We start from the raw sequence: 25,977 nt of genomic DNA, 5'->3' as shown, positions 1-25,977 counted from the left end.
GCAAGACCGTGCGAATGACCGTGACCTAGTACGCCGTTGTTGTCCTGGAGAACCACATGCCGGAGCGATCCGAACTCGCCACGCAACTCTTCGGTCGACTGAGCTGGGAGGCAATCCCGCTGCATGAACCCATCCTGATCGCCACCTTCGCGGTGGTGGCCTTCGGCGGGCTGGCCGTGGCCGGCGCGGTCACGTACTACGGCAAGTGGGGCTACCTGTGGCGCGAGTGGTTCACCAGCATCGACCACAAGCGCATCGGCATCATGTACATGATCCTCGGCATCGTGATGCTGCTGCGCGGCTTTGCCGATGCCATCATGATGCGCATCCAGCAAGCCATTGCCTTCGGCGACAACCTGGGCTACCTGCCGCCGCACCACTATGACCAGATCTTCACCGCGCACGGCGTGATCATGATCTTCTTCGTCGCCATGCCGCTGGTCACCGGCCTGATGAACTTTGTCGTGCCGCTGCAGATCGGCGCGCGCGACGTGGCGTTCCCGTTCCTGAACAACTTCAGCTTCTGGATGACTGTGGGCGGCGCGGTGCTGGTGATGATGTCGCTGTTCGTCGGCGAGTTCGCGCGCACCGGCTGGCTGGCCTATCCGCCGCTGTCCGGCATCCTGCAGAGTCCGGACGTGGGGGTGGACTATTACCTGTGGTCGTTGCAGGTGGCGGGGGTGGGCACGCTGCTGTCAGGCATCAACCTGCTGGTCACCATCGTCAAGATGCGCGCGCCCGGCATGACGCTGATGCGCATGCCGATCTTCACCTGGACCGCGCTGTGCACCAACGTGCTGATCATCGCCGCGTTCCCGGTGCTGACCGCGGCGCTGGCGATGCTGGCGGTCGACCGCTACCTGGGCATGAACTTCTTCACCAGCGACCTCGGCGGCAGCGCCATGATGTACGTGAACCTGATCTGGATCTGGGGCCACCCCGAGGTCTACATCCTGATCCTGCCGGTGTTCGGCGTGTTCTCCGAGGTGGTCGCCACCTTCTGCCGCAAGCGCCTGTTCGGCTATGCCTCGATGGTCTATGCCACGGTGGTGATTACGGTGCTGTCATACCTGGTGTGGCTGCATCACTTCTTCACGATGGGCTCGGGCGCCAGCGTGAACTCGTTCTTCGGCATCACCACCATGATCATCTCGATCCCCACCGGGGCCAAGCTGTTTAACTGGCTCTTCACCATGTACCACGGGCGCATCCGCTTCGATGTGCCGATGCTGTGGACCGTGGGCTTCATGGTGACGTTCGTGATCGGAGGCATGACCGGCGTGCTGCTGGCGGTGCCGCCGGCGGATTTCTCGCTGCACAACAGCCTGTTCCTGGTCGCCCATTTCCATAACGTGATCATCGGCGGCGTGCTGTTCGGGCTGATGGCCGGCATCACCTACTGGTTCCCCAAGGCCTTCGGCTACCAGCTGGATCCGTTCTGGGGCAAGTGCTCGTTCTGGTTCTGGCTGGTCGGCTTCTACGTGGCGTTCATGCCGCTCTACGTGCTGGGGCTGATGGGGGTGACCCGGCGCGTCAGCCATTTCGAGGACCACTCGCTGCAGATCTGGTTCCAGCTGGCCGGCGTAGGCGCGCTGCTGATCGCGCTGGGTATTGGCTGCTTCCTGGTGCAGCTGGTGGTGAGCTTCCTGCGCCGCGAGTCGCTGCGCGATGTCACCGGCGATCCGTGGGACGGCCGCACGCTGGAGTGGTCGACCTCGTCGCCGCCGCCGCCGTACAACTTTGCCTTCACGCCGCTGGTGCATGACAACGATGCCTGGTGGCAGATGAAGGCGCACGGCTACCAGCGCCCCGCGCAAGGCTTTATCCCGATCCATATGCCCAAGAACACCGGTGCCGGCATCATCCTGGCCGGCCTGAGCACGCTATGTGGCTTCGCGCTGATCTGGCACATCTGGTGGCTGGTGGTACTGGCCTTCGCCGCCACGCTGGTCACGGCGATCGGCCATACCTTCAACTACCAGCGCGATTTCTACATCCCGGCAGACACGGTCCACCGCACCGAGGCAGAGCGCAGCGCGCTGCTGGCCAGCCATGGCTGATACCTTCGCTCCCTTTACCGCCGAAGGCACGCGCCCGCACGAGGCCCCGCCGCAACGCGCGCCAGCGCCGGCGCAGCCAGCCGAGCTGCGCTTCTACATGACCGAGGAATATCACGTGCCCAACGGCACGCTGCTCGGTTTCTGGCTCTACCTGATGAGCGACTGCCTGATCTTTGCGTGCCTGTTCGCCGCCTACGGCGTGCTGGGCCGCAACTACGCGGGCGGGCCGTCCGGCGCCGAGCTGTTCGACCTGCCGCTGGTGGCGCTGAATACTTCGTTCCTGCTGCTGTCGTCGATCACCTATGGCTTTGCCATGCTGGAGACGCAGCGCGGCCGGCTGGGGCCGACCCAGGGCTGGCTCGCCGTGACCGGCCTGCTGGGCGCGGCCTTCCTCGCGGTCGAGATCTACGAGTTCGCGCACCTGGTCGGCGAGGGCGCCGGGCCGCAGCGCAGCGGCTTCCTGACCTCGTTCTTCGCACTGGTCGGCACCCACGGCCTGCATGTGACCTTCGGCATCGTGTGGCTGGTCACGCTGGTGGTGCAGCTGCGCCGCCACGGGCTGATCCCTGAAAACAAGCGCCGCCTGATGTGCCTGTCGATGTTCTGGCACTTCCTGGACGTGGTCTGGATCGGCGTCTTTACCTTTGTCTACCTGATGGGAGTGCTGCCATGAGCGCGCATGACGACACGCTGCCGGCCCACGGCCATGGGCACGACCACAGCCACGGCGAAAGCGAGATCCACATCTCGCTCGGCGGCTACGTGACCGGTTTCGTGCTGTCGGTGATCCTGACCGCGATCCCGTTCTGGCTGGTGATGGGCAAGGTGTTCGAGCAGTCCGGCACCACCGCGATGGTGCTGCTGGCGCTGGGCGCGGTGCAGATCGTGGTGCACATGATCTACTTCCTGCACCTGAACGCCCGGTCCGAAGGCGGATGGAACATGCTGGCGCTGATCTTCACGCTGGTGCTGGTGGTGATCACGCTGACCGGCACCCTGTGGGTGATGTTCCACCTGAATTCCAATATGATGCCGGGCATGCATACCACCAAGACCCTGCCTTGACCGGTTCCACCGACGACCGCGCGCCGGTCGGAAATCCGCGCACCACCAACGCCACCAACGCCACCAAAGGCGCTTCCGAATCCCGCCGCCCACTGTCGACAGTCTGGCTGACGGCGCTGGCGCTGTTTGCCGCGGCGGCCATCGCCGGCCTGGTGGCGCTTGGCAACTGGCAGGTCGAGCGCCGCGCCTGGAAGCTTGGCCTGATCGCCCAGGTGGCCGAGCGTGTCCATGCGCCGCCGGTCGCGGCGCCCGCGCGCGCGCAGTGGGCGGGACTGACCAAGGCCAATGCCGAGTACCGGCGCGTGCGCGCCAGCGGCACCTTCCTCGACGAGCGCCAGACCATGGTGCAGGCGGTGACCGAGCAGGGCGGCGGCTACTGGGTGATGACGCCGCTGCGGCTGGCCGATGGCAGCACCGTGCTGGTCAACCGCGGTTTCGTCGCCGAGCCTTTCCGCGCGCGCGTGGCCCCCGCCGGCAGCGGCCCCAGCGAAGTGGTCGGCCTGCTGCGCATGAGCGAGCCGGGCACCGGCCTGCTGCGCCACAATGACGCGACGCGCGACCAGTGGTTCTCGCGCGACGTCGCGGCGATCGCCGCGCACCGCGGCCTGGGGCAGGTCGCGCCGTATTTCATCGACGCCGCGGCGGTGCCGCCGCCGGCCGGGGCGGACCCCAAGGCCTGGCCCGTGGGCGGGCTGACGGTGACGGCCTTTACCAACAACCACCTCGGCTACGCGCTCACCTGGTACGGGCTGGCGCTGATGGTGGCGGCCGCCGCAGCCTACGTGGGGCGCGAGGAATACCGCAAGCGCCGCGGCGCCAGCGCCGCGGCGCGTTCCGATCCGCGCGCCTGAGGCCACGCCGGCAAGCCTGGCCGGCTGGCGGCACAATGTGGGCTGTCCCAACCAAGGAGCCGCCATGCCAGACCTCTCCATGCCGTACCGCCGCCTCGGCGCCAGCAACCTGCGCGTCTCGGCGCTGTGCCTGGGCACCATGATGTTCGCCGACCAGACCGACGAGGCCGAGGCCGGCCGCATCGTCGCCAGCGCGCGTGACCACGGCGTGAACTTCATCGATACCGCCGACGTGTACAGCAAGGGCGCGTCCGAGCAGATGGTCGGGCGCCTGTTGACGGCCGACCGCCACGACTGGGTGCTGGCCACCAAGCTCGGCAACGCCATGCAGGCCGCGCCCAACCACGGCCACTACTCGCGCGCGTGGATCACGCGCGCGGTCGAGGACAGCCTGCACCGGCTGGCGACCGATTACATCGACATCCTCTACCTGCATCGCGACTACCCCGGCGCCAACCTGGAAGAGCCGGTGCGCGCCATGGGCGACCTGGTGCGCAGCGGCAAGATCCGCTACTGGGCGGTGTCGAACTTCCGCGGCTGGCGCATCGCCGAGATCGCGCGGCTGTGCGGCGAGCTGGGCGTGCCGCGCCCGGTGGCGTGCCAGCCGTACTACAACCTGCTGAACCGGCTGCCGGAGGTGGAGATCCTGCCCGCGTGCGAGCACTACGGCCTGGGCGTGGTGCCCTACAGCCCGGTGGCGCGCGGCGTGCTGACCGGCAAGTACGCGCCCGGCCAGGCGCCGGCCGGGGGCACGCGCGCGGGCCGCGCCGACCGCCGCATGATGGAGACCGAGTTCCGCGAGGAATCGCTGGTCATCGCGCAGCAGCTCAAGACCCATGCCGAGGCGCGCGGGCTGACCCCGGGCCAGTTCGCCACCGCCTGGGTGCTGGCCAACCCGATCATCTCGTCGGTGATCGCCGGCCCGCGCACGCTGGCCCAGTTCGAGGATTACTTCGGCGCGCTCGGGGCCGCGATCACGCCGGACGAAGAGGCGATGATCGATGCGCTGGTGTCGCCGGGCCATGCCTCGACGCCCGGTTACAACGATCCGGGCTATCCGCTGATCGGACGGCCCGTGGTGCGCGCGTCGGCTGGCCGATAATCCGGCGCCGCCTTTCGGACGCGTCGCAAGTGGCGCGGGCGCTGCCTGGAGTGACGCCCGCCAGCAACGGCACGCGACGCCCACGCGTGCTTGATGCACCCGGGCGCGACTCCTACTAATATCAAGACAGGCGGGCGCGCGTAAGGCGCGCACCGCGAAAACATCGCGCTTCGAGCCGGCGCAAGGAGAGTTTGCGCGCTGCGCCGGCCCACCAGGGAAGCCCAAACGTGTCGCGTCGTGGCTGGATTTTCGCTGGCTTGGCGGTCGCCCTCACCGGCGGCGCCTATGTCGTGTATAGCGTTGTCGCAAGCGAGGTGCGCAACTCGCACTGGCAGGCGCGGCTGATCGGCAGCCTGGGCCAGCGGCTGACGTTCGAGATCCAGCCGGGTGCCAGCGACAGCATCCGCTTCCCGCATTCCGGACCCTATGACGCCCGCATGGGCTACGGCAGGCTGCCGCTGTTCGCGCAGCGGCTGGAGCAGCGCGGCTACGTGCCCGCCGAACAGGCGCGCATGTCGCCCGACATGGTGCGGCTGATCGACGAGGGCCTGTTCACGCCCTATCGCGAAAAGAACCAGGCGGGCCTGCTGCTGCGCGACTGCAATGGTCTGACGCTGGCGTTCGAGCGCTACCCGCAGCGCCAGTACGCAGATTTCGGCGCGGTGCCGCCGGTGCTGGTGAGCGCGTTGCTGTACGTCGAGAACCAGGGCCTGCTCAATCCGGAATATCCCAACATGAACCCGGCGCTGGACTGGCGCCGGCTGTCGCGCGCGGTGCTGGACCAGATGATCCGGCTGGCCGACAAGTCGCACGACGCGCCCGGCGGCAGCACGCTGGCGACGCAGATCGAGAAATACCGGCACTCGCCTGAGGGCCGTACCACCTCGATCCCGGAAAAATTCCGGCAGATGGCGTCGGCATCGCTGCGCGCCTACCTGGACGGCCCGGACACCCAGCGCGCGCGCGAGCGCATCGTGGTCGACTACCTGAATACGGTGCCGCTGTCGGCGCGCGCCGGCTTCGGCGAGATCAACGGCATCGGCGATGCGCTGTGGGTCTGGTACGGCGAGGATTTCGGCGAGGTCAACCGGCTGCTCAAGGAGATGGACCAGCGCGCGCCGGACCCGCGCCAGGCGCAGGCGTTCAAGCGGGCGCTGTCGCTGGTCATCTCGCAGCGCCGCCCGTCGTACCACCTGCGCCGCGACGACACCAACCTGGATGCGCTGACCGGCAGCTACCTGCGCCTGATGGCGGCCAACGGCATCATCACCGCCGAGCTGCGCGACGCCGCGCTGGCGCAGCCGCTGGACAAGGCGTCGGCGCCGCAGCGCCCGCCGCAGGAGCCCTTTGTCACGCGCAAGGCCGTCAACCGCGTGCGCGCCGACATCACCCGGCTGACCGGGGTCGAGAGCCGCTATGACATGGACCGGCTCGACCTGACCGTGGACAGCACCATCAACCGCGAAGCCCAGCGCAGCGTCGTCGACACGCTGCAGCGCGTGAACAACAAGGCCGACGCGCGCGCCATGGGCCTGTACGGCCACAACCTGCTGCGCGACCACGACGATCCGTCCCGGCTGATGGCGAGCTTCACGCTGTACGAGCGCGTCGGCAACGCCAGCGTGGTGCGGATCCAGGCCGACAATATCGACCAGCCGTTCGATATCAACAGCGGCGCGCGCCTGAACCTGGGCTCGACCGCCAAGCTGCGCACGCTGGTGACCTACCTGGAGATCATCAGCGAACTGCACGCGCGCTATGCCGGCATGACCAGCGCCGAACTGGCCGCGCTGCCGCTGGCGCGCCAGGACGCGCTCAGCCGCTGGGCGGTCGACTACCTGGCCAAGGCGCGCAAGCCGGCCGAGCGCGAGCTGATGCCGATGCTCGAGGCGGCGATGGAGCGCAAGTATGCCGGCGGTGCCGGCGAAGCCTTCTACACCGGCGGCGGCCTGCAGAGCTTCACCAACTTCGAGCGCGACTCGGGCCTGCGCAACCTGACCGTGCGCACCGCGTTCCAGCATTCGGTCAACCTGGTCTTCATCCGCATGATGCGCGACATCGTGCGCTACGAGACCTTCCACGCCAGCCCGGATATCGGCAACCTGTTCGAAGACCGCGACGCGCCCGGCCGGCGCGCCTACCTGGAGCGCTTTGCCGACCAGGAAGGCAGTGCCTACATGACCAACTTCTACCAGCGCTACCGCGGCAAGACTTCCGAGCAGCGCCTGGCCACGCTGCTGGGGCGGGTGCGCATGACCACGCCGCACCTGAACGCGGTGCGCATGTCGGTGACGCTGCTGAGCGCGCGGCCCGCGCTGGACGAAGACAGCTATATCCGCATCATGCGCGCGCGCCTGGGCGACAAGCAGCTGGCCAAGGAAGACCTGCCGGCGCTGTACCGCAAGTACGGCAAGGACAAGTTCAACCTGAACGACCGCGGCTACCTGTCGCGGGTGCATCCGCTGGAACTGTGGATGGTGGAATACCTGGACCAGCATCCCGATGCGACGCTGGCGGAGATCCTGCGCGCCAGCACCGCCGAGCGCCAGGAGGTGTACAAGTGGCTGTTCAAGACGCGCAGCAAGGCCGGCCAGGACAACCGCATCCGCACCCTGCTGGAGCAGGACGCCTTCGTGCGCATCGCGCGGCGCTGGCAGCGGCTGGGCTATCCGTTCGACTCGCTGACGCCGTCGTATGCCAGCGCCATCGGCGCCGCCGGCGATCGCCCCGCGGCGCTGGCCGAGCTGGCCGGCATCCTGCTGTCGGGCGGCGTGGTCACGCAGAACGCGGCGGTGCGCAGCCTGGCGTTCGCCGACGGCACCCCGTACGCCACCCGCTACGTGCTGCAGCCCGGCCCGGGCAAGCGCGTGCTGCCGGCCGAGGTGGCCGAGCTGGCGCGCCGTTCGATGCTGGATGTGGTGGAGCGCGGTACCGCCAAGTCGATCCGCGGTGCTTTCACGGTGCCGGGGCGCGATGGCGCCACCCTGACCGTGGCCGGCAAGACCGGCACCGGCGACCAGCGCTTCCAGGTCTACGGGCCGGGCGGGCGGCTGATCTCGTCGCGCTCGGTGAACCGTTCGGCGACCTTCGTGTTCACGCTGGGCGAGCGCTTCTTCGGCACCGTGGTGGTCAATGTGCGTGAACCGTACGCGGCGCGCTACAGCTTTACCAGCGCGCTCGCGGTGCGGGTGCTGCGCGCGATCGCGCCGCAGGTGTCGGCGATGGCGCCGGGCGGCGACCGCGCGCTGCTGCGCTGCCGCGACGCGGCCCCGGGCCTGCGCCCCCCGCTCGCGCCGACCATGGCGTCACCCGCCGACGGCATACCCGGCACGGTGCTGGCCGACGGGTTGGGAGCGGGACTGGAAGCCGCGCTGCAGCCGCCGGCGCGGCAGGAGGTGGCCGCGATGCCGCCGCCGCCCGCGCCCCAGGCGCCGGGCCTCGCCGACAACGACGCGGCCGGCGTGCGCCGCGCCAGTCAGGCCTTGCGGCGCACCATGCCGTAGATCACCAGCAGCACGATCGCGCCGAGCACCGAGGCGACCCAGCCGGCGGGCTCGCCCGGCTGGTACCAGCCCAGCGCGCGGCCGACGTAGCCCGCGACCACCGAGCCCAGGATGCCCAGGATGATGGTCATGATCCAGCCCAGCTTGTCGTCGCCGGGCTTTACCGCCCTGGCGATCAGGCCGACGATAAGGCCAACGAACACGGTGCCAATGAATGCCATCATGGTGCGCTCCTGTCAGTGGTCTGCGGTAACGGTCTGATGCACTGGGCCGGCCAACTGTGCGGCCGGCTTCGCTTCATCATACACGCAGGGCGCGGCAGGCGGATGGCGGGGCGATCGTCCCGGGCCGCCCGGTTCAGGCCGCCAGGCGGAACTGGCCCACGGCGCGGTGCAGCGCCTCGGCCTGGTCTTCCAGCGACGCGGCGGCGGCCGCGGCCTGTTCCACCAGCGCCGCGTTCTGCTGCGCCATCTGGTCCATCTGCGACACCGCCTGGTTGACCTGCTCGATGCCGCCGGTCTGCTCCTCGGTGGCGGCGCGCATTTCGCCCATCAGGTCGGTCACGCGCTTGACCGCGTCGACGATCTCGTCCATCGCCTTGCCGGCGTTCTCGACCAGCACCGCGCCGTCTTCGACGCGCTGCGCCGAATTGCCGATCAGCGCCTTGATCTCCTTGGCCGCGGTGGCGCTGCGCTGGGCCAGCGTGCGCACCTCGCCGGCCACCACCGCGAAGCCGCGGCCCTGGTCGCCGGCGCGGGCCGCCTCGACCGCGGCGTTGAGCGCCAGGATATTGGTCTGGAAGGCGATGCCCTCGATCACGCCGATGATGTCGACCACCTTGCCCGAGGCGCTCTTGATCTCGCCCATGGTGTCGACCACCTGGCTGACGATGGCGCCGCCGCGCACGGCGATGTCCGACGCGCCCTCGGCCAGGTGGCTGGCCTGGCGCGCGTTCTCGGCGCTCTGGCGCACGGTGCTGGTAAGCTGCTCCATGCTCGCGGCGGTTTCCTGCAGCGACGCGGCCTGCTCCTCGCTGCGGCGCGACAGGTCGGCATTGCCCGCGGCAATCTGCTTGGCCGCGCCCGCAATCGAATCAGCCGAGCCGCGGATGCTGCCGATCGCGCCGGTCAGGCGCGACTGCATGCGGTGCATGGCATGGAGCACGCTGTGCTGGTCGCCGGCGCGCAGCTCGACCTGGCCGGCCAGGTCGCCTTCGGCAATGCGCCCGGCGATCTGCGCGGTGGTGGCCGGCTCGCCGCCCAGCTGACGCTGCAGGCTGGCCGCGACCCGCACCATCACCAGCGACATCAGCGCGCCGACCGCCAGCAGCAGCCCCAGCGCCTTCCACAGCTCCTGGCGGAACGCCGCCTCGATGTCGTCCAGGTACAGTCCGGCGATGAAGTTCCAGTCCCACGGACGGAAGTTGGCCACGTAGCTCAGCTTGGGCTGCGGCGCCTGCGCGCCCGGCTTGGGCCACAGGTATTCGACGAAGCCTTTGCCCGGGCCCTTGCCGATCGCCGCGATGTCGCGGAACAGGTAGACCCCGTTGGGGTCCTTCATGCCCTCCATCGCCTTGCCGTTCATCTCCGGCTTGAACGGGTGCATCAGCACCACGGTGTCGGAGCGCATCAGCGTGAAATAGCCGTCGGCGCCGAAGCGCATCGCGCGCACGCGCTCGATCGCCTGCTGCTTCGCTTCCTCGGCGGGCAGCTTGCCGGCCTTGGCCAGGGCCTCGTACTCGGCCACCACCGAGACCGCGGTGTCGGTGACGTGGGCCAGGTCGAGCCGGCGCTCCTCCATGCGCAGCGTGCGGATGTGCCACGCGTTCCACAGCGTGATGCCGAGCAGGCAGACCCAGCTCAGCACCAGCGGCAACAGCAGTTTTTTCTTCAGGCTCAGGTTGTGCAGCATCGCTTCCACTCCTCCATCTTCTTCGCGCTTTACGCTTCTCGTCGGTGATGCGCATCGCCGTGCCACGCCGGTGGGCGCGGTTGACCGCCTGCTGGGGGACAAGGGCCAAACGGCGCATGCGTCAGCGGCATAACGGCGCAAAACGGACGTAACTTGATTGAGGTAGCTACGCCACACTGACGGTGTGGTTGATTGGTTTCAAAAGCCGGGCTCGACCCTGTGCGCTATGCAACGCTTCGCTTGCGCCGTTCGGCGCGTGCGCGTGCTTCTGCCTTCGCTTTGTCACCTCCGGGCCGGCAAAATCGGTCAGAATCTGCGCTGTCCTCCGCACGCCTCCACACGCTTCCGTTTGCCCGCAAACCGCCCCATGGCTTCCTTGCCCAGCCCTTCCGACGACACCCGCGGCCACGACGGGCCGCTTGCCGTGTTCCTGATCTTCCTGCGGCTCGGCCTGACCTCGTTCGGCGGCCCGGTGGCCCACCTGGCGTATTTCCGCGAGGAACTGGTGCGCCGGCGCGGCTGGCTCAGCGAGGCGGCCTATGCCGACGTGGTCGCGCTGTGCCAGTGCCTGCCCGGACCGGCCAGCAGCCAGACCGGCATCGCACTGGGGCTGGCGCGCGCCGGCTATGGCGGCGCGCTGGCGGCATGGGTGGGCTTCACGCTGCCGTCGGCGCTGGCCATGATCGTGTTCGCGCTGGGGGTGACCCATTACGGCATGGCCGCGGCGCCGGGCGCGCTGCACGGGCTGAAGCTGGTGGCGGTGGCGGTGGTGGCGCAGGCGGTGTGGGGCATGGCGCGGACGCTGTGCGTCGGCCCGGTGCGCATCGCCATCATGCTGGTGGCGGCCGGCACCGTGCTGGCTTGGCCGGGGCCGTGGGCGCAGGTGGCACTGATGGCCGCCGCCGCGGTTGCCGGCATGGCCCTGTTGCGGCCGGCGCTGGGCGGTGCGCATGAACCGCTGCGCCTGCCGGTAACGCATCGCGGCGGCGTGCTGGCGCTGGCGCTGTTTGCCGCGCTGCTGGCCGGCCTGCCGCTGCTGGCGCAGTGGGCCGCCGACCCGGCCGTGCGCGTGTTCGATGCCTTTTACCGCGCCGGCGCGCTGGTGTTCGGCGGCGGGCATGTGGTGCTGCCGCTACTGGATGCGGCCGTGGTCGCGCCCGGCTGGGTCGGCAAGGAAGCCTTCCTGGCTGGCTACGGCGCGGCGCAGGCCATGCCGGGGCCGCTGTTTTCCTTCGCCGCGTTCCTCGGCGCGGCCATGCAGAACCCGCCCACGGGCCTGGCCGGCGGGCTGCTGTGCACGCTGGCCATCTTCCTGCCCGGCGCGCTGCTGGTGCTGGGCGCGCTGCCGTTCTGGGAAAGCCTGCGCCGCAACCAGCGCGCCCAGGCGGCGCTGGCCGGCATCAACGCCGGCGTGGTCGGGCTGCTGCTGGCGGCGCTGTGGCATCCGGTGTGGACCAGCGCGGTGCAGGGCCCGCTGGACATCGTGCTGGTGGCGCTGGCGCTGGTGGCGCTGATGCGCTGGAAGCTGCCGCCGTGGCTGGTGGTGTTGGTGGCGGCTGTGGCGGGATGGCTCATTCAAGCGTGATTCCCGCGCTCACGATCGTGCGCTCGACGCGAGCGCGTTCTTTGTCCACCAGCGACGAGAATGCGTCCGGTCCTGGCTTGGCCACACGGCCGCCGCGCTGTTCGAGGCTTGCCACGAAATGCGGATCGCGTGCGCTGCGTTCGACCGCCCTGGCCAGGGCGGCGACTACAGCCGGCGCAAGACCCGGCGGCCCTATCACACCGAGCCAGGACGAAGCGATGAAGTCCGGGTACGTTTCCGATAGCGTCGGTATGTCTGGAAACTGAGGCAGGCGGCTGGGGCCACCCGTTGCCAGAATCCGGATCTGACCTGCCTGCACTTGCTGCCCGACGGAACCGAGACTGTCGATCATGAAATCGACACGCCTCGCAATGAGGTCGTTGGTCGCCTGCGAACCTCCGCGATAGGGCACATGCACAGCCTTGATGCCGCCGAATACCTGCAACATCTCGGCAGCGATGTGCGAAGTTGTGCCGATGCCGGCCGAGGCATAGGTGAGCTTTCCCCCATTGGCCTTGCCCCAGGCTACCAGCTGCGGCACGCTTTTGAACCTGGAGTTTGCCGGCACCACAAAGACGAAGGGACCCTCATTGACGAGGCTGATGAGCGTGAACCTGGTTTCAGGGTCGAAGCCGATGGCTTTCTGGGTCAGGGGATTCACCACCAACTGCCCCGGTGTGGTCGCCATCAGCGTATAGCCGTCGGGGCGAGCCCGGGCAAGCTCGGCGCTGGCGATATTGCCGCCGGCGCCGGTGCGGTTGTCCACCACGACAGGCTGGCCCAGCTCTTTGCCCATTCCGGCGGCAATCTGCCGCGCCGTAATGTCGGTGATGCTGCCGGCGGCGAAGCCCACCATCAAACGGATCGGCCTGGATGGATAGGCCGGCTCTGCAGATGTCGCCGTAGCGCCGAGACTTGCCGCCGCAAGTAGCATGGTTGCGATGACCTTCACCTGTCGTCTCCTTCTGATATGAATTTCGCGGCGCCGGCTCGCGGGCAGGGACTTCCGCCAAGCTGGCTCACTTCGTCATTCGGAATGCCCCGGGTTCGACGTGCCTCGAGGCGATATGCGCCGTTGAACCATCAGATGGCCCGGCCGGCGCGTTCCCAGTGCGGTGCGCGCAGCTGGTTCTTGAAGACCTTGCCCATGCTGTCGCGGGGCAGGGCATCGTGGAACTCCACCAGCCGGGGCACCTTGTAGCCGGCGACGCGCTGGCGCAGCCAGTCGCGCACGTCGGTCTCGCTGATCGCGCTGCCAGGGGCCGGCACGACGGCGGCGGCGACGGCTTCACCAAACTCGGCATCGGGTATGCCGAACACGGCGCAGTCAGCAACCAGCGGGTTTGCCACCAGAGCATGTTCGATCTCGGCCGGGTAGATGTTCACGCCGCCGGAGATCACCATGTCGCGCTTGCGGTCCGTGATGTACAGATAGCCGTCGGCATCCAGGCAGCCGACATCGCCGTTTGTGATATAGCCGTCCCGCTCGATGGCGCGCCGCTGCGCGTCGTTGTTGCGATAGGTGAACGGCAGGGCGTTGTCCCCGGTGTTCACGTAGATCTCGCCCACTTCGCCCGCGGGCAACGCCTTGCCTTCTGCGTCAAGAATGCGGATCGAGGTGCCGGGGAACGGACGGCCTGCCGTGCCGGGGCGCGCCAGCCACTCCGCCGAGGTGGCGAACGTCACCAGGCCGGCTTCGGTCGAGCCGTAGGTTTCATTCACGATGGGCCCCCACCATTCGATCATGGCGCGACGGACTTCGGGCGCGCAGGGAGAGCCGCCGTGGGTCACATTCTCAAGCGAAGACGTGTCGTAGCGCCGGCGGACGGCTTCAGGAAGCTTCAGTAGCCGCACCAGCATGATCGGCACCAGCGACAGATGGGTGATCCGGTATTGCTCGATGGTCTGCAACAACTGCTCGGGGTCAAAGCGCGGCAGCACCACGATTTGCGCAGCGAACTCCAGCGCCATGCGCGCCGCCGAGTTGGGGCCGGCATGGTACAGCGGCCCGACGATGGCGCAATGCATTCCCGGTCGCGCCTGGCTTGCCATGGCGCGCACGCGCAGCGAGCCGTCATGCTGGCGTGGCGCGCCAGGCAGGCGCATGACGCCTTTGGGTCGTCCGGTGGTGCCCGATGTATAGAGCATGCTGCCCACCGAGCGCACACGAGCCGCGGTTGAAGGTGGGAAGCTGTCGCGCCATGCGGGCCAGGCGCGGGCACCTTCGGGCAACTCGAGCGCGGTCTCCGCAAGCCCATAGGCATCCACGATCTCGGCCGGGGTCGGCACGACCAGCACCTGCACCCCTTCCGGAACAGTACTCGCTATGCCGGCAAGGAGGTCGGCATGGACGACCAGAACCTTGGCCTCGCAATCTCGCAGGATATAGCCGGCTTCCTCCGCATTGAAATGCCAGTTGATGGCCACAAGGTGCACCCCCAGGCGGTCGAGCGCCAGCATGGCTTCGAGGTAGGGCACGTCGTTGCGCAGCAAGACAGCGACCGCGTCGCCTGGCTGAAGGCCGAGTTCGGCAAAGCCTGTAGCGGCCCGGTCGGCGTCCTGCCGCAGCGCCTGAGCGCTGATCCGGCGGTTGCCGAATTGAATGGCAAGGTCTGGGTTCATGCGGTGGTCTCCCGTGTTCGCGAAGCAAAGACAGCGCCGGCACCATGAGCCGGCACCGGCCCGGACATCGACGCAAGCCGGCTGGCGGCCTGCATTGCCTGCGTCATCAGGCGCGTCACAATGCTTGCCGCCGGTTCAATCGCGTCGGCAAAGCCGATGGCTGGGCCCATCGACAGCAGGCCGGTGTTCCAGTCACCTTGCCGATAGCAGTAATCGCGGCCGAGCCGGCCAGTTGCCAGCGCTCCGAACTCGGCGTACTGGCGTGCGCCCTGTTGTTCAAGGCGCTCGATGTCGCGCACGGTGGCGTTATCCAGCACGCGCCACGGGTTGCCGGAGGCACGCATCGCCAGCGTTGAAGCCTCGGCAGGCTGCCGGACCAGATGGCGCTTGTAGTTCTCATGCGCCCAGATTTCCTCCGATACCAGAAAGCGCGTGCCCATGACCACGGCGTCGGCGCCAAGCGCCAGCGCGGCGGCGATCTGGCGGCCGTCACCGATGCCGCCTCCGAGCGCCAGGGGAACCGTCAGCCGTTGCAGCGCCAAGGCGCCGCAGACGAAGGCGGAAAGCTCGTTGGTACCGGGATGCCCGCCGGCCTCGGCACCCACCAGTGCCACGGCGTCGGCGCCAGCGTGCTCCGCCTTCAGTGCGTGCTCGACGAACGCCGACTTGTGGATGGCCTTGGCTCCGCCGGCATGGATTCGTTCGATCAGGCGTCCGGGAGACGGACCGACGGTTTCGAAGCATCGGACACCATGCTCGAGCGCCATGTCGATCCAGGCGGGAACCATCGCATTCTCGGCGGCGCGACGGGATTGCGTGATGTTGACGCCGAACGGGCGTCCGCCGGCCATGCGGCTGCAATCTCGCAGTGCTGCGCGATAGGCGTCGGGACCATCGAACGAGCGAGGCGTGATAAAGGCCATGGCTCCCGCCCTGGCCAGTGCCGCCACGTAGCGGGCATCGGACAGCCACATCAAGCCGCCCGCGAGGATCGGGTGGTCGATGCCCAGCAGTTCGGTGATGCGGGTGCGCAATGGCGGTGCCGCGCGCGTAGCGTCTTGATGGCGAAACATGGCTCCTCGCGGCTTCAGATCATTACCAGGCCGCCGCTGATGCCGATGCTCTGTCCCGTGATGTAGGCGGCACGGTCAGAGGCGAGCAGGCAGACCATGCCGGATACATCCTCGGGGCGGGCCAGGCGTTGCAGGCCGCGGGCGATCGGATAGGCCTTGAGCATCTTGCCAAGGCGCTCATTGGTTTCGGGCGTGGCCGACGGATGAAGGGCGCCTTCAGCGATGCCTTCGTGGGATATGGCGCCCAGGGCGATGACGTTGACATTGATGCAGTCGCGGCCGTGCTCCTGCGCGATGGCCTTGGCGAAGCCCAGCATCGCCGCCTTGGCGCCGGAATACACCGCCAGGCGGGCTTCACCCGCGCGGCCTGCTTCCGACATGATGTTGATGATCTTGCCGTGGCGCCGCGTCTTCATGCCCGGCAGCACGGCCCTGCAGCAATGCATCATGCCGAAGACGTTGAGATGGATGACGCGCTCCCATTCCTGCGTGGTGGTGTCGAGGAAGAGGGGGGCGGCGCCGCCTTTCTCGCGGCGCTCCACCGGCACCCCGGCGTTGTTGACCAGGATGTCGATTTCACCGAGCGCTTCGCGCGAGGCAGCAATCGCGGTATCGATCTCGGCTTCGGATGTGATGTCCGCAACGGCGGCGAAAGCCCTGCCGCCGGCGGCCTCGATCTCGGCGACCACGGCATTGGCCCGCTTGGCAAACAGATCATTCACGGCCACCTTGACGCCCTCCGCGGCCAGGTCCAGGCAAATGCGCCGGCCCACGCCTTGCCCTGCGCCGGTGACGAAGGCAACTTTGTCTTTCAGGTTCAGATCCATGAAATTCCTCCTGTTGATTCAGTGGTGCGCGTGTCGATGCCGGTCAAGGTTCACAGCCCGCGGAATACGGGCGTGCGCTTCTCCACGAAAGCGCGCATGCCTTCCTTACGGTCCTCGCTGGAGACCACGAGCGCCGCGGCGTAGCGTTCGTATTCCAGGCCGGCATCCATGCCGACCTGCAGGCCGAGATCGATCGCATGCTTGGCATAGCGCAGTGCCAGCGGTGCGTTGGCCGCCATCCGCCCGGCCATGGCCAATGCTGTTGGCAGAAGCTGCGCTGCAGCGACCACTTGATTGACCAGTCCGATCGAGAGCGCGCGTTCAGCATCGATGTGGTCACCGGTGAGCATCAGTTCTTTTGCGATGCCTGGCCCGACCAGACGCGGCAGACGTTGCGTGCCGCCGGCGGCGGGCAGCACGCCGATCCGGGCTTCGGGCAGGCCAAGCCTGGCGCCGCGGGCCGCGATACGCACGTCACAGCAAAGCGCAATCTCCAGGCCGCCGCCCAGCGCCACACCATTGATCGCGGCGATGACGGGCTTCTCGAACTGCTCGATGGCGCGGAACAGGTCGTGGGTGGCCTTCTGCTCGAGGTGGTACTGCGCCTGTGGCACGACCCGCCCGGCGCGCTCCTTGATGTCGGCACCCGCGCAGAAAGCCCTGTCCCCGGCGCCAGTGATCACCACGCAGCGGACCGCGTCGTCGCTGCGCGCCCGCTCGAACAACGCATGCGACAGGTCGGCCTTCATGCTGCCGCCGATTGCGTTCATGCGCTCGGGGCGATTCAGCCGGATCAGCGCTACGCCATCGACAAGTTCGTAGAGTACGGTTGAGTAGTCCATGTGAGTTCGGAGATCAGGTATTTGCCTTACTGGCGGGCGAGAACGTGCGCGACCGCTACGGATCCGAGGCCGATCATGTGCGCCAGGCCAAGCCGGGCGCCCTGATGCTGGCGGCCTTGCGCTTCGCCACGTAGCTGGCGGGTGATTTCCGCCACTTGTCCGACTCCCGTCGGGCCCAGCGGATGACCCATGCCGATCAGGCCGCCCGACGGATTGATTGCGCATTCGCCCCCGACCCCCGACGCGCCACGCGCCAGGAAGGCAGCGCTTTCGCCGGGAGCGCAGACCCCGATGGCCTCGCTGTACAGCAGTTCTTCAATGGTGAAGGCGTCATGCAACTCGACGATGTCGAGCTCGCTGGCACCGACACCTGCCTGAGCGAGCGCTTCGGCCGAAGACTTGCGTACCAGCTCGACCAGCGCCGGTGCGTCTTGTGCCAGCTCCTCGCTGCTGGCCACGGACGAGAGGACTCGCACGGCGCGAGAGCGCGCCAGGCCCAGGCGCCGGATGGCTTCATCCGAGACCACGATGACGGCCGCGGCACCTTCGCCGCGCGGACAGCACTGCATCGCGGTCAGGTCGCCGGCAATTTTCGGCGAACTCAATACCTGCTCTATCGTGCGTGGTTTGCGGAACTGCGCATTGGGATTGCGGGACGCGTTGCCATGGTTCTTGACTGCTACCGCGGCGAGGTCTTGCTGCTTCAGGCCTCGTTCGCGCATGCAGCGGCGTGCCAGCAGGGCAAATTTCACCAGCGGAACATTGGCGCTGGGACTCAGGGGCGGCAGGCCATCTTTCAGCACCGCGCGCCGGCCGTCGCCAAATTTGTCCACGCCTGCCGCCAGCACGACATCGCGTTCTCCGCTGGCAACCTGGAGGCAGGCCAGTCTGAAGGCCGTCGAGCCGGATGCCGAAGCGTTTTCGACCTGCGCCACTTCCAGCCCCGTCGAGCCAAGGTGGCGCAGCATCACGCGGCCGGCTGCCATGCCCAATGCAGCGGTGCCGACGAAAGCGCTCTGCACTTGAGGCCAGGCAAGTCCGGCATCTCGCAGCGCCTCGCGGACAGCGGCAAGGCCAAGCTGGAGATACGGTGTCTCGCTGGGAAACTGGTAGGGATGCAGGCCAATGCCAATGACATAGACCGCGCGCTGCTTAAGCAGTGAGCCGTTCATGCTGGGTCTCCCTGAGACGGGGCCGCTTTTTCCGGCATGGGATGGAACACCCAGCTGCCTCCGTCCGCGTCTTCGCACCAGGTCGGCACCAGCCACGTGCCGGGAGGTACTGCGGCTTCGCTCTCGGCTTCGATCCGGACTTCCTCGACAAGACGCGGGCACAGCTCGATTTCGCCGATGATAGCGGGCACGCTCAGGCCGGGCGCCAGGGCTGCGTGGACCGTGATGACGTTGAGTAGTTGCACAGGTCGGTTGCAATCCACTGTAGTGAGTGCTTCGGGGACTGCGCCGCAATGACCGCACCCGGGCACGCTTGCCGGAAAGCTATAGCCGCTGCACTCGCTGCAATACGCGGCCTGCAGGATGCGGGTTCCGTTTTCTGCGATGGAGCGTGGTTGCACCGGTGTTTCCTCCAACTTTCGAATCGAATGGACGAACGCTGCCCCACCGGGCGTTGCAACGTCCGTGTGGGGGGGCGGAATCAAAAAACCGGGGGCTAGGCTTGTTGTGGCGGCACGCGCAGCCGGGCGCTCAGGCTGTTCTTCAGCGCCTGGATAGCGACCGCGACATTGCTGGTCGTCGGACTCAGCATGGATTGCGTGCGCAGACCGCGTACGGTGGCGATCAGCAACTGCGCTTCATTTGCTGCGTTGATGTCAGGGCGAATCTCGCCGGCTCGCTGACCGGCTTCGATGTGCCGCGTCATGGCGCGGTGCCAGCGTGCACTGATGGCTGCGAACGTCGGTCGGATATGGGGCGCCGGCCCGATGGATTCGAGCATCAGCACAAAGAAGGCGCGGGAATTGACGGACGGGTTGTCCATTCCTTCCAGATAGCAGTCAATTTCGCAAAAGATGGCATCCAGACCCCTCAGCCCACGCGTGCGCGCCAGCAAGCGCTCGCGGTGGGTGTCTGCAATGTGCTTGATGAGCTCTTCGAGCAGACGGTCCTTGGTACCAAAGCGGTGCTGCACCAGGCCGCGGCTATAGCCAGCTTCAATGCCTGTAGCCTCGAGTGTCGTATGGGTGTAGCCACGCTCGGCAACCAGGCGGGTTGCGGCTTCCAGGAGGCGGCGATCAGACTCCGCAACGCGTTCGGCCTGTGTTCGACGCGGGCGCTTTGTCTGAGCGCCCGAGTTGGCGGCCTCGTCCGGATCCAAAGGGGTGGCGGCTAGTTTGGTCATCATGCAACGCATTCTATTTACAAGCGGTACGTACCGCAAGTTAACGCGCATAGGGGTAAACCAAGATACTTGCGGGTTGTACCGTAAATATCTTGCGGCTGAGTTCGGGGCTTCTGTTCGCCGCCATAGCGGCGCAGGCCGCTCAATCAACAACAACAACAACTGTCAGGAGACAATAAAGTCATTACCGAAACCGCCCGAAAACCCTTTTCCCACCGTCGTGTCACCGGGCTTCCGGCAAGTAAAGTCGTTACTGCCGAATAAGGCACATGTTTTGTTGCTATACAAAGCATGACTCAAAATACGAGTACCTCGACCCTCACGAGCTAGCGTCGCTCCTAAGCGTCACACCCTCGACCATCCGTCGTCGTGCGCTGCTTGCCCCTTGGACTTTGCCCCCAATCGCTCATTTGGGACCATGTTTCCCGTTGCGATGGCGACGGTCGGACGTCCTGCGGTGGCTTATGGAACCAAGGCCTTAGCCATCTGCGGCAGCAAACATTGCGGGCAATGCTGATTTCGCGCTCCTGCGCCGGCGAAGTCCTCAAACCTCTTTTCCTTGCACCAGTCGACGGCAACAGTTCTAGCAGTTTTTGACGACGCCATTCATGAGTGCTCTATCATTCGCTTGGTAGAGTGCAATCCAACGTGATTGCGCGCCAACCGGTGCGAGGTTAATGATTGTATGGACTCAGGAACATCCGCCAATCCCGATGCCCTGCTCGACTTGCAGCGCACCGTGCAGCGCAAGCTCGGACGCTGCCTGCTTCGTCTCCAGCAGTACGAAATTCTTCTCAAATCGCTCGTCGCCAACCACGACATTGCCGGGCCACCTGCCCGGTTGGAGGCCATCCGTGAGGCGCAGGTGGCGAGTGTGCGGAAACAGACCCTGGGTACTCTGGTGGGCATGCTTACTGACGGCTATCTCACGCCAAGCCAGGCCGAGGATGCAGCTTGCGAAGACGAGTCAGGCGATGGCGGCCTTTGGGTCCGATTCCGTTCTCAGATTGAGTTGGAGCCGGAACGCTATGAGTCCATGAAGACGGCGCTAAAGGAACTGGTGGACCTGCGCAATGAGCTAGTCCATCACTTCCTGCAACGATTCAACATCTGGGAAGTAGATGATTGCACCGCAGCCGACGCTCACCTCGATGCAAGTTTCGAGACCATCGATGGCCACTTCCTCACCCTTCGTGGTTGGGCGAAGTCCATGCAGGAAATATGGGCGCAGACGGCGTCGTTCACAGCGACTACGGCCTTTAAGGACTTCCTAGTGAATGGTATCTGGCCGGATGGGTCAGTGGATTGGCCAACAAGCAGGGCCGTCTCCTGTCTCCGAGAAGGGGAGTCCAGATTCGCCACCAATGGTTGGACGAAGCTCAATGCCGCCACGGCATGGATACGCGAGCAGCATCCGGACCAGCAGCCGGTACGGTATGGCTGTAGTAGCTGGCGGCAGGTTATCCACGAATCGCGTCAGTTCGAGATTCGCAAGCAGGTGGATAAGGACAGCGGCTGCAATGAGGTCTGGTATCGCAGTCGGCTAGCAGAAACAGCGGTATAAGAGGGCAAAGAGCGGCCTTCACGAGCCAGCAGTCCGAACAAATGCCGACAAGCTGGAAATCGCGTAAGCAATAAACTATCACTCGATGCTCCTTGCGTTTGGGCTCAGCACCGCGTTGACGAAACTATTTGCTTACCCCCGCAACATGGTCTGTTCATACCCAATCGAAGCCGCGTAAGATTCGTGTCGTGTGTTCTTCACGCTAACGGCCTTCGCTCGATTCCAACTCCGGTGGTGGCAATTCCATGCCCATGCCCTTGCCTCCCGTTCAGTAGAAGCCCGGTTCACCGGTCGATGGTGCGGCAGGCTTGCCGGACGAGGCAGGGGCCGGGACCGGCGGCCAATCATCTGACCGGCTTGCAGCAATCCACTCGGATTGGACAGCGTGCGAGCACAATAATCCCCGGCGTTGACGGCGATGGCAAAAGTACCCGTGCGCGATGCACGGGAGGCTCGACCCTAGTTGCTGGGCACCCCACCCGATGCGCGAAATTTATTAACAAGCAACCGGCTACTAGAACAGAGCACACCGACAATGCATTTGCCTTGCTTCGTACACCTCAGCAGCGCCCAGTTGGCCGACCTCATCCACGATGCCAGACGGCACGTTGTCTACTCGGCGCCAGGACTGCAGCAATCGCTAGCTGCTGCGCTGGTGAACGCGCGCCGAAAGCTGGGGCGCGACGCGGTGCGGGTCGTACTTGATGTCGTCGATACAACGGCGCGCATGGGCTACGGCGAATTCGATGCCGTGGAGTTGCTTCAGGAAGGGAATGTCGACATCCGGAACGAGCCCGGTCTGCGGACCTGCGTGCTCGTCTGCGACGATACCGGCTTTGCCTTCTTCACGCCGCCCATGCTCGTCGAAACGCAGGACGACAAGCATGTCGGCCCCAACGCCATTGCGCTGCTTCCCGCGCAGACCACGGCGATAGCGGCCTCATTTTTCCCGACTCCTTCATTGCCGGACCAACCGGCACCACCGCCCGAAATCGGCAGAAAGCCGGTTTCAGCGGAGCAGATGCAGCAGGTCAAGGCATCGCTCGAAGCGAATCCGCCGCAAAGATTCGACCTGGCGCGTAAGGTCAATGTCTTCAACGCGTTCATCGAGTTTGTCGAGCTGCGATTGACTGGACTGCATATCGCCCACCATACCGTCAAATTGCCGAAGGACCTCGTTCTGGCAACGAAGGATGACGCCACGACCAAGCGTCTTCTCACCACGTTCAAGCTCGTCAGCGACCAAAGCAAGGTTGCCAAAGAGGCCGGTGAAATCGACCGGCGTGTGCGCTCACTCAGGGACAAGTACACCCGTTCGCTGGGGGACGGCCTGGGCAGCGTGATGCTGCGCTCCAAGCGCGAGGCTTTTGCCGCTGACGTGGAGGCCATAAGGGCGGCCATCACGAAATTCCAACAGCAAGTCCATGAACGACTCGAGAAAGAACTTGTCGATTCACGCAAGAAGCTGGTCGACGGATTGCTGCCGGCAGTCAGGAAGTCGCCTCCCGAAGCACTGACCGCACAGCTCACCAACAAGCCTACCGTGGATGTCCTGAAGCGGTACATTGATGACGAGTTGGGCCGGGTCTTTCCGTCGGCCAATTCGCTGGTCAGCGATATGCGGCTCGATTGGGTGCCAAAGGGAGTGACTTATGAGACCCTGAACAACCCGGTCTTCCAAGAGCGCGTCAGAGCGGCGTTTCCGTATGAGGATTGGGACAAGCCCTTCCGCGAGTTCGAGGCTGCGCCTGTGCAATCGGTCCAAGCCACGTTGCTATTTGACGCACAGTAGAGCCGAACGCCTGCGGGGTACCGAGGCTGGGGCCGAACCCCGCGTTTGCACGGCTGAGGTGGTCCGGATGGAAGGCAAAGCCTCTAGCGCATATTAAGGTGAGTGGACTCACCGATTCGCGTCGTGCCAAGAACCGTGGCAGCGGTCTGGTAAAGGGCCCCTCGCGGGCGAGACCACTACTGCTAGGGGAAACAGGGGAATTCAATTTTGACGATGGTTCCCTACCGTTGGCCTATTTACGGTGATGATGATTCCGGCTTTATAACCCGTTCCATAATACGACCCCGGAAAGGTCCATAACGACACCCGGAAAGCAAGCTGTACCACCTAGCTATTTTTCGCGCGTCGAGCTGCCAGCAACTCCACCAATTTTCGCAATCTGCCGAGAACAATCCCGTATTGTGAAAAGTCACTCTGCTTGTGCGGTTGCAGCGACCATCATGCCCTCCAAGGACAAGCCAATAACGCGAAATATGAACGGCAGCGATTGGTGCCAGGAATCGAAAGAGACGAAGTTGGCGCGGCGGTCTCCCACCGCGCCAAATGTGTGACCAGGACGCTCAAACACGCGATAGAGCCTACTGCGAAATCGTCACAGTGTGTAATCGGAAATAAGTGACTGTACCGACGGTGTTGCTGCTGGTACCCAGTGGAATTTGTCCGAAGATTTGACTTACTGCGTAGAGTGACGGATTGGCAAAGCTAAACTGCGAATCCTCTTGCAGGTGCGTGGTCACGGAAGAATTTCCGCTGGGCGTGGTGTCATGGATTCCGGCCCGATGTGAAATTATGCCGCCGAATTGGGTTAGCGTCAGCTGGAAAGTTAGGTTGTCCGTTATGTTTGTTGACGCATCGGTTAGCGGGATTGTGCCTGATGCAGTGATACTTCGCGGTGGCTGCGCAGGACCGCCCTTTACTGCCGAGAACTGAAATGCCTGAGTATTACCGAACGCAAATGTGCTCGCATTTGTGCAACTGTTAAAGGACCTGAGTGCGGCGTTTGCGGAGGGAGTTGGAGCATTGTTGCCGGAGGCATTTACACTAGGTCTACCATCTTCGGCAACGCCAATCGTCAACATTACTGTTGTGCAGCTGTCAATGGCAACAGCTCCTTGGTAAACACCCGCCATTCCAGCTGACGTAAACGTTCTATCTGGGTCCGCATGGGCGGAGATGGAGGCGAAGCCCAAAAGGCCGGTCATTACCCACATTCGGCCGATATTCCTCAGTACGGGGCTATTTTTAACAACAGTCTCTTTAACTATTCCTAGAACGCGAAGCATGGCTTTCTCCATCAAAACTTGTTAGTCACGGAGCAGGTCGCACGATTATTTGGAAATCGTCACCTCGTGGCTCTTCAAATACGCGACTGATGCAAAGGTATTTCCCCCGCTTGCTGGAATTTGACCAAATATTTGGCTGACCGCAGAAACTGAAGCGTTAGCAAAGCTGGCTTGAAAATCTGCACGAAGATGTGTTGTCACGGACGAGGTTCCGTTAGTAACAGTGTCGTGCGAATGAGCTTGCTGTGAAAATACTCCGCCGAATTGAGTTAGCGTCAAGTGGAAATTCAAGCTATCAGCTGCGTTTGAAAATAAATCGGTCAGCGGGATAGTACCTGATGCGGAGACTGTCTTTGGAGGTTGTCCCGGATTCCCTCTGGTTGCAGAAAATTGAATAGCAGTTGTGTCGCCAATGGCAAGGAAGGAAGTGTCGGTGCAACTGTTGAAGCCTGAGAGCAATGCACTGGCAAATGGGCTAGGTCCATTGTTGCTCGATGCATTGACACTGGGGCCGCCGTCTTCGCTGACATTAATTGTCAGATTTACTGACGTGCAGGCGTCGAGAGCGACCGAGGTCTGATAGATTCCGGCAATCCCAGCCATCGAAGTGCCGGCATTGGCGCAAATAGGGATTAAGCAAAGTGTGCTAGCGATAGCCAGCGTTGTTTCTTTGATTCCTAACCTAGTGTGAGCGATGCCCTCTATGCTTTTTCTTGATTTTGAGATGGCGAGCATGGCGTTCTCCTTTCCAATACTTAGCCCCCGGCTTCTGTTGAACTACGACGCTGCAACGTGCAACCATGGTTTCCGCCTCTGGTAGAACGTTAGAAATGCGGCTCGGTCGATGGGCCGTCTCCCGCGGTGGCGATTACCGCAAGGTTCACGCCAACCGTGGTTAGCTCCATGATTATTAAGGGTATTTGTCGATTTACACAAATTTGAAATAATCCTTCTGCGATGGAGATGTAACAGTTCTGATAATTCGTAGCATTACTGGCTGTTTCTCAGCTGCCGCCGAGTCAAAGCTTGTGAGGACAGCCAGACGTCACATGTGCAGCGAAGAATGTGCCGCGTGGGATGTCGGGGCACAGACGACCATCGCCGCCTTGGTCGAAAAGCCTGGAATCTTTCCGGTCCGAACGCGTTCTGGCTGCGGAGTTGCTCGTTTGCACCTCGGATGTGATGTGATTCCGTGCCCGGAAGATAAGGCGCCTTTGCCTGGCTAGCGCAGAACGTACAAACCGACACGATGGACTTGACCGCAATCAGTTTCGATGGACTGCCAGTGGGTCTCGATGCGGTGGTCCTGCTGGAGGAGGTCAAACTTGCTGGCAGGTGGGCAGTAGATGGCTAGGGGCTGCCGGCATTCATACGTGGAAACCGAACCCAATTCCTCCAGAGCCAAGGCCATCCTTGCCGACTGACTCGCGTTAAGGGTCTCTTGCAGATGAGCCGGGTCCCCTCTCTTGGTCGGGATGCATATTCAACCGTGCTGTTGTTTGCAAGCACTTGCGTTGCCAGACGGGAGTGTGGTTGCGGCGA

At 64.8% G+C, this 25,977-nt stretch carries 22 protein-coding genes; 9 read left to right on the top strand and 13 right to left on the bottom strand.

Annotated features, from left to right (window positions below; genetic code table 11):
* Positions 1-56: 56 nt before the first annotated feature.
* The 6 genes from cyoB (at position 57) to MKD38_RS06330 (ending at position 8,581) form a co-directional block, all read left to right on the top strand.
* Entirely contained in the window at positions 57-2,060 is a 2,004-nt protein-coding gene (cyoB, locus tag MKD38_RS06355) for a cytochrome o ubiquinol oxidase subunit I (protein WP_252675280.1), read from the top strand.
* The gene (cyoC, locus tag MKD38_RS06350; RefSeq protein WP_371925639.1) at positions 2,053-2,733 is read left to right on the top strand and encodes a cytochrome o ubiquinol oxidase subunit III; all 681 of its coding nucleotides are present in this window, start codon (positions 2,053-2,055) and stop codon (positions 2,731-2,733) included. The genes cyoB and cyoC overlap by 8 nt, the downstream gene beginning before the upstream one ends.
* Entirely contained in the window at positions 2,730-3,125 is a 396-nt protein-coding gene (gene cyoD / locus MKD38_RS06345) for a cytochrome o ubiquinol oxidase subunit IV (protein WP_252675279.1), read from the top strand. The genes cyoC and cyoD overlap by 4 nt, the downstream gene beginning before the upstream one ends.
* Positions 3,122-3,976: an SURF1 family protein gene (locus MKD38_RS06340; RefSeq protein WP_252675278.1), complete on the top strand. Its 855-nt coding sequence runs from the start codon at positions 3,122-3,124 to the stop codon at positions 3,974-3,976. Before cyoD ends, MKD38_RS06340 begins: the two co-directional genes overlap by 4 nt.
* Positions 3,977-4,040: 64 nt before the next feature.
* Positions 4,041-5,078 carry an aldo/keto reductase gene (locus MKD38_RS06335; protein ID WP_252675277.1) on the top strand — a complete coding sequence of 346 codons (1,038 nt, stop codon included), beginning with the start codon at positions 4,041-4,043 and terminating at the stop codon, positions 5,076-5,078.
* Between the two features lie 227 nt (positions 5,079-5,305).
* Complete coding sequence (locus MKD38_RS06330; RefSeq protein ID WP_252675276.1) at positions 5,306-8,581, top strand: transglycosylase domain-containing protein; 3,276 nt, start codon at positions 5,306-5,308, stop codon at positions 8,579-8,581.
* Here the strand turns inward: MKD38_RS06330 and MKD38_RS06325 are convergent.
* Both MKD38_RS06325 and MKD38_RS06320 read right to left on the bottom strand, forming a co-directional pair.
* The gene (locus MKD38_RS06325) at positions 8,554-8,805 is read right to left on the bottom strand and encodes a GlsB/YeaQ/YmgE family stress response membrane protein (RefSeq protein ID WP_092315066.1); all 252 of its coding nucleotides are present in this window, start codon (positions 8,803-8,805) and stop codon (positions 8,554-8,556) included. The two genes, MKD38_RS06330 and MKD38_RS06325, sit on opposite strands and share 28 nt — an antisense overlap.
* 133 nt (positions 8,806-8,938) lie before the next feature.
* On the bottom strand, positions 8,939-10,492 hold the full coding sequence (locus tag MKD38_RS06320) for a methyl-accepting chemotaxis protein (RefSeq protein WP_252675275.1): 1,554 nt from the start codon (positions 10,490-10,492) through the stop codon (positions 8,939-8,941).
* 367 nt (positions 10,493-10,859) lie between these two features.
* Between MKD38_RS06320 and chrA the strand changes: the two genes are divergently transcribed.
* Positions 10,860-12,077 carry a chromate efflux transporter gene (chrA, locus tag MKD38_RS06315; RefSeq protein ID WP_252675274.1) on the top strand — a complete coding sequence of 406 codons (1,218 nt, stop codon included), beginning with the start codon at positions 10,860-10,862 and terminating at the stop codon, positions 12,075-12,077.
* Here chrA and MKD38_RS06310 read toward each other — a convergent pair.
* From MKD38_RS06310 to MKD38_RS06275, 8 genes are all read right to left on the bottom strand, one after another.
* The gene (locus tag MKD38_RS06310; RefSeq protein WP_252675273.1) at positions 12,064-13,029 is read right to left on the bottom strand and encodes a Bug family tripartite tricarboxylate transporter substrate binding protein; all 966 of its coding nucleotides are present in this window, start codon (positions 13,027-13,029) and stop codon (positions 12,064-12,066) included. The genes chrA and MKD38_RS06310 overlap by 14 nt on opposite strands.
* Positions 13,030-13,160: 131 nt before the next feature.
* The gene (locus tag MKD38_RS06305; RefSeq protein ID WP_252675272.1) at positions 13,161-14,699 is read right to left on the bottom strand and encodes an AMP-binding protein; all 1,539 of its coding nucleotides are present in this window, start codon (positions 14,697-14,699) and stop codon (positions 13,161-13,163) included.
* The gene (locus MKD38_RS06300) at positions 14,696-15,733 is read right to left on the bottom strand and encodes an NAD(P)H-dependent flavin oxidoreductase (RefSeq protein ID WP_371925638.1); all 1,038 of its coding nucleotides are present in this window, start codon (positions 15,731-15,733) and stop codon (positions 14,696-14,698) included. The genes MKD38_RS06305 and MKD38_RS06300 overlap by 4 nt, the downstream gene beginning before the upstream one ends.
* Positions 15,734-15,786: 53 nt before the next feature.
* Positions 15,787-16,599 carry an SDR family NAD(P)-dependent oxidoreductase gene (locus MKD38_RS06295; RefSeq protein ID WP_252675270.1) on the bottom strand — a complete coding sequence of 271 codons (813 nt, stop codon included), beginning with the start codon at positions 16,597-16,599 and terminating at the stop codon, positions 15,787-15,789.
* 50 nt (positions 16,600-16,649) lie between these two features.
* Positions 16,650-17,441 (bottom strand): enoyl-CoA hydratase/isomerase family protein, encoded by a 792-nt coding sequence (locus MKD38_RS06290; protein WP_252675269.1) that lies wholly within the window; start codon positions 17,439-17,441, stop codon positions 16,650-16,652.
* Positions 17,442-17,467: 26 nt separating this feature from the next.
* Complete coding sequence (locus MKD38_RS06285) at positions 17,468-18,613, bottom strand: thiolase family protein (RefSeq protein WP_252675268.1); 1,146 nt, start codon at positions 18,611-18,613, stop codon at positions 17,468-17,470.
* On the bottom strand, positions 18,610-19,014 hold the full coding sequence (locus MKD38_RS06280; protein ID WP_252675267.1) for a hypothetical protein: 405 nt from the start codon (positions 19,012-19,014) through the stop codon (positions 18,610-18,612). The genes MKD38_RS06285 and MKD38_RS06280 overlap by 4 nt, the downstream gene beginning before the upstream one ends.
* Before the next feature lie 95 nt (positions 19,015-19,109).
* Positions 19,110-19,799, bottom strand: a complete 690-nt coding sequence (locus MKD38_RS06275; RefSeq protein WP_252675266.1) for a TetR/AcrR family transcriptional regulator — start codon at positions 19,797-19,799, stop codon at positions 19,110-19,112.
* Between the two features lie 682 nt (positions 19,800-20,481).
* Between MKD38_RS06275 and MKD38_RS06270 the strand changes: the two genes are divergently transcribed.
* Entirely contained in the window at positions 20,482-21,360 is an 879-nt protein-coding gene (locus tag MKD38_RS06270; RefSeq protein WP_252675265.1) for an OST-HTH/LOTUS domain-containing protein, read from the top strand.
* A gap of 574 nt (positions 21,361-21,934) precedes the next feature.
* Positions 21,935-23,152 carry a hypothetical protein gene (locus MKD38_RS06265; protein WP_252675264.1) on the top strand — a complete coding sequence of 406 codons (1,218 nt, stop codon included), beginning with the start codon at positions 21,935-21,937 and terminating at the stop codon, positions 23,150-23,152.
* 578 nt (positions 23,153-23,730) lie between these two features.
* Here MKD38_RS06265 and MKD38_RS06260 read toward each other — a convergent pair.
* The 3 genes from MKD38_RS06260 to MKD38_RS31120 form a co-directional block, all read right to left on the bottom strand.
* The gene (locus MKD38_RS06260) at positions 23,731-24,435 is read right to left on the bottom strand and encodes a hypothetical protein (protein ID WP_252675263.1); all 705 of its coding nucleotides are present in this window, start codon (positions 24,433-24,435) and stop codon (positions 23,731-23,733) included.
* A 45-nt stretch (positions 24,436-24,480) separates the two neighbouring features.
* Positions 24,481-25,170: a hypothetical protein gene (locus tag MKD38_RS06255; RefSeq protein WP_252675262.1), complete on the bottom strand. Its 690-nt coding sequence runs from the start codon at positions 25,168-25,170 to the stop codon at positions 24,481-24,483.
* A 487-nt stretch (positions 25,171-25,657) separates the two neighbouring features.
* On the bottom strand, positions 25,658-25,882 hold the full coding sequence (locus tag MKD38_RS31120) for a helix-turn-helix domain-containing protein (RefSeq protein ID WP_371925646.1): 225 nt from the start codon (positions 25,880-25,882) through the stop codon (positions 25,658-25,660).
* Positions 25,883-25,977: the final 95 nt, after the last annotated feature.

Source organism: Cupriavidus sp. WGlv3, from assembly GCF_023952475.1.
Classification (GTDB): domain Bacteria; phylum Pseudomonadota; class Gammaproteobacteria; order Burkholderiales; family Burkholderiaceae; genus Cupriavidus; species Cupriavidus phytorum.
Note: the sequence above shows the minus strand (reverse complement) of the source record. Positions and strands in the feature narration are given on the sequence as shown.

What these genes read in the sequence shown, in the direction of transcription:
- MKD38_RS06285 (WP_252675268.1), bottom strand. Translation starts at nt 18,613, where the DNA reads ATGAACGGCTCACTGCTTAAGCAGCGCGCGGTCTATGTCATTGGCATT.
- MKD38_RS06320 (WP_252675275.1), bottom strand. Translation starts at nt 10,492, where the DNA reads ATGCTGCACAACCTGAGCCTGAAGAAAAAACTGCTGTTGCCGCTGGTG.
- MKD38_RS06325 (WP_092315066.1), bottom strand. Translation starts at nt 8,805, where the DNA reads ATGATGGCATTCATTGGCACCGTGTTCGTTGGCCTTATCGTCGGCCTG.
- cyoC (WP_371925639.1), top strand. Translation starts at nt 2,053, where the DNA reads ATGGCTGATACCTTCGCTCCCTTTACCGCCGAAGGCACGCGCCCGCAC.
- MKD38_RS06270 (WP_252675265.1), top strand. Translation starts at nt 20,482, where the DNA reads ATGGACTCAGGAACATCCGCCAATCCCGATGCCCTGCTCGACTTGCAG.
- MKD38_RS06260 (WP_252675263.1), bottom strand. Translation starts at nt 24,435, where the DNA reads ATGCTTCGCGTTCTAGGAATAGTTAAAGAGACTGTTGTTAAAAATAGC.
- cyoD (WP_252675279.1), top strand. Translation starts at nt 2,730, where the DNA reads ATGAGCGCGCATGACGACACGCTGCCGGCCCACGGCCATGGGCACGAC.
- cyoB (WP_252675280.1), top strand. Translation starts at nt 57, where the DNA reads ATGCCGGAGCGATCCGAACTCGCCACGCAACTCTTCGGTCGACTGAGC.
- MKD38_RS06255 (WP_252675262.1), bottom strand. Translation starts at nt 25,170, where the DNA reads ATGCTCGCCATCTCAAAATCAAGAAAAAGCATAGAGGGCATCGCTCAC.
- MKD38_RS06275 (WP_252675266.1), bottom strand. Translation starts at nt 19,799, where the DNA reads ATGATGACCAAACTAGCCGCCACCCCTTTGGATCCGGACGAGGCCGCC.
- MKD38_RS06335 (WP_252675277.1), top strand. Translation starts at nt 4,041, where the DNA reads ATGCCAGACCTCTCCATGCCGTACCGCCGCCTCGGCGCCAGCAACCTG.
- MKD38_RS06305 (WP_252675272.1), bottom strand. Translation starts at nt 14,699, where the DNA reads ATGAACCCAGACCTTGCCATTCAATTCGGCAACCGCCGGATCAGCGCT.
- MKD38_RS06290 (WP_252675269.1), bottom strand. Translation starts at nt 17,441, where the DNA reads ATGGACTACTCAACCGTACTCTACGAACTTGTCGATGGCGTAGCGCTG.
- MKD38_RS06295 (WP_252675270.1), bottom strand. Translation starts at nt 16,599, where the DNA reads ATGGATCTGAACCTGAAAGACAAAGTTGCCTTCGTCACCGGCGCAGGG.
- chrA (WP_252675274.1), top strand. Translation starts at nt 10,860, where the DNA reads ATGGCTTCCTTGCCCAGCCCTTCCGACGACACCCGCGGCCACGACGGG.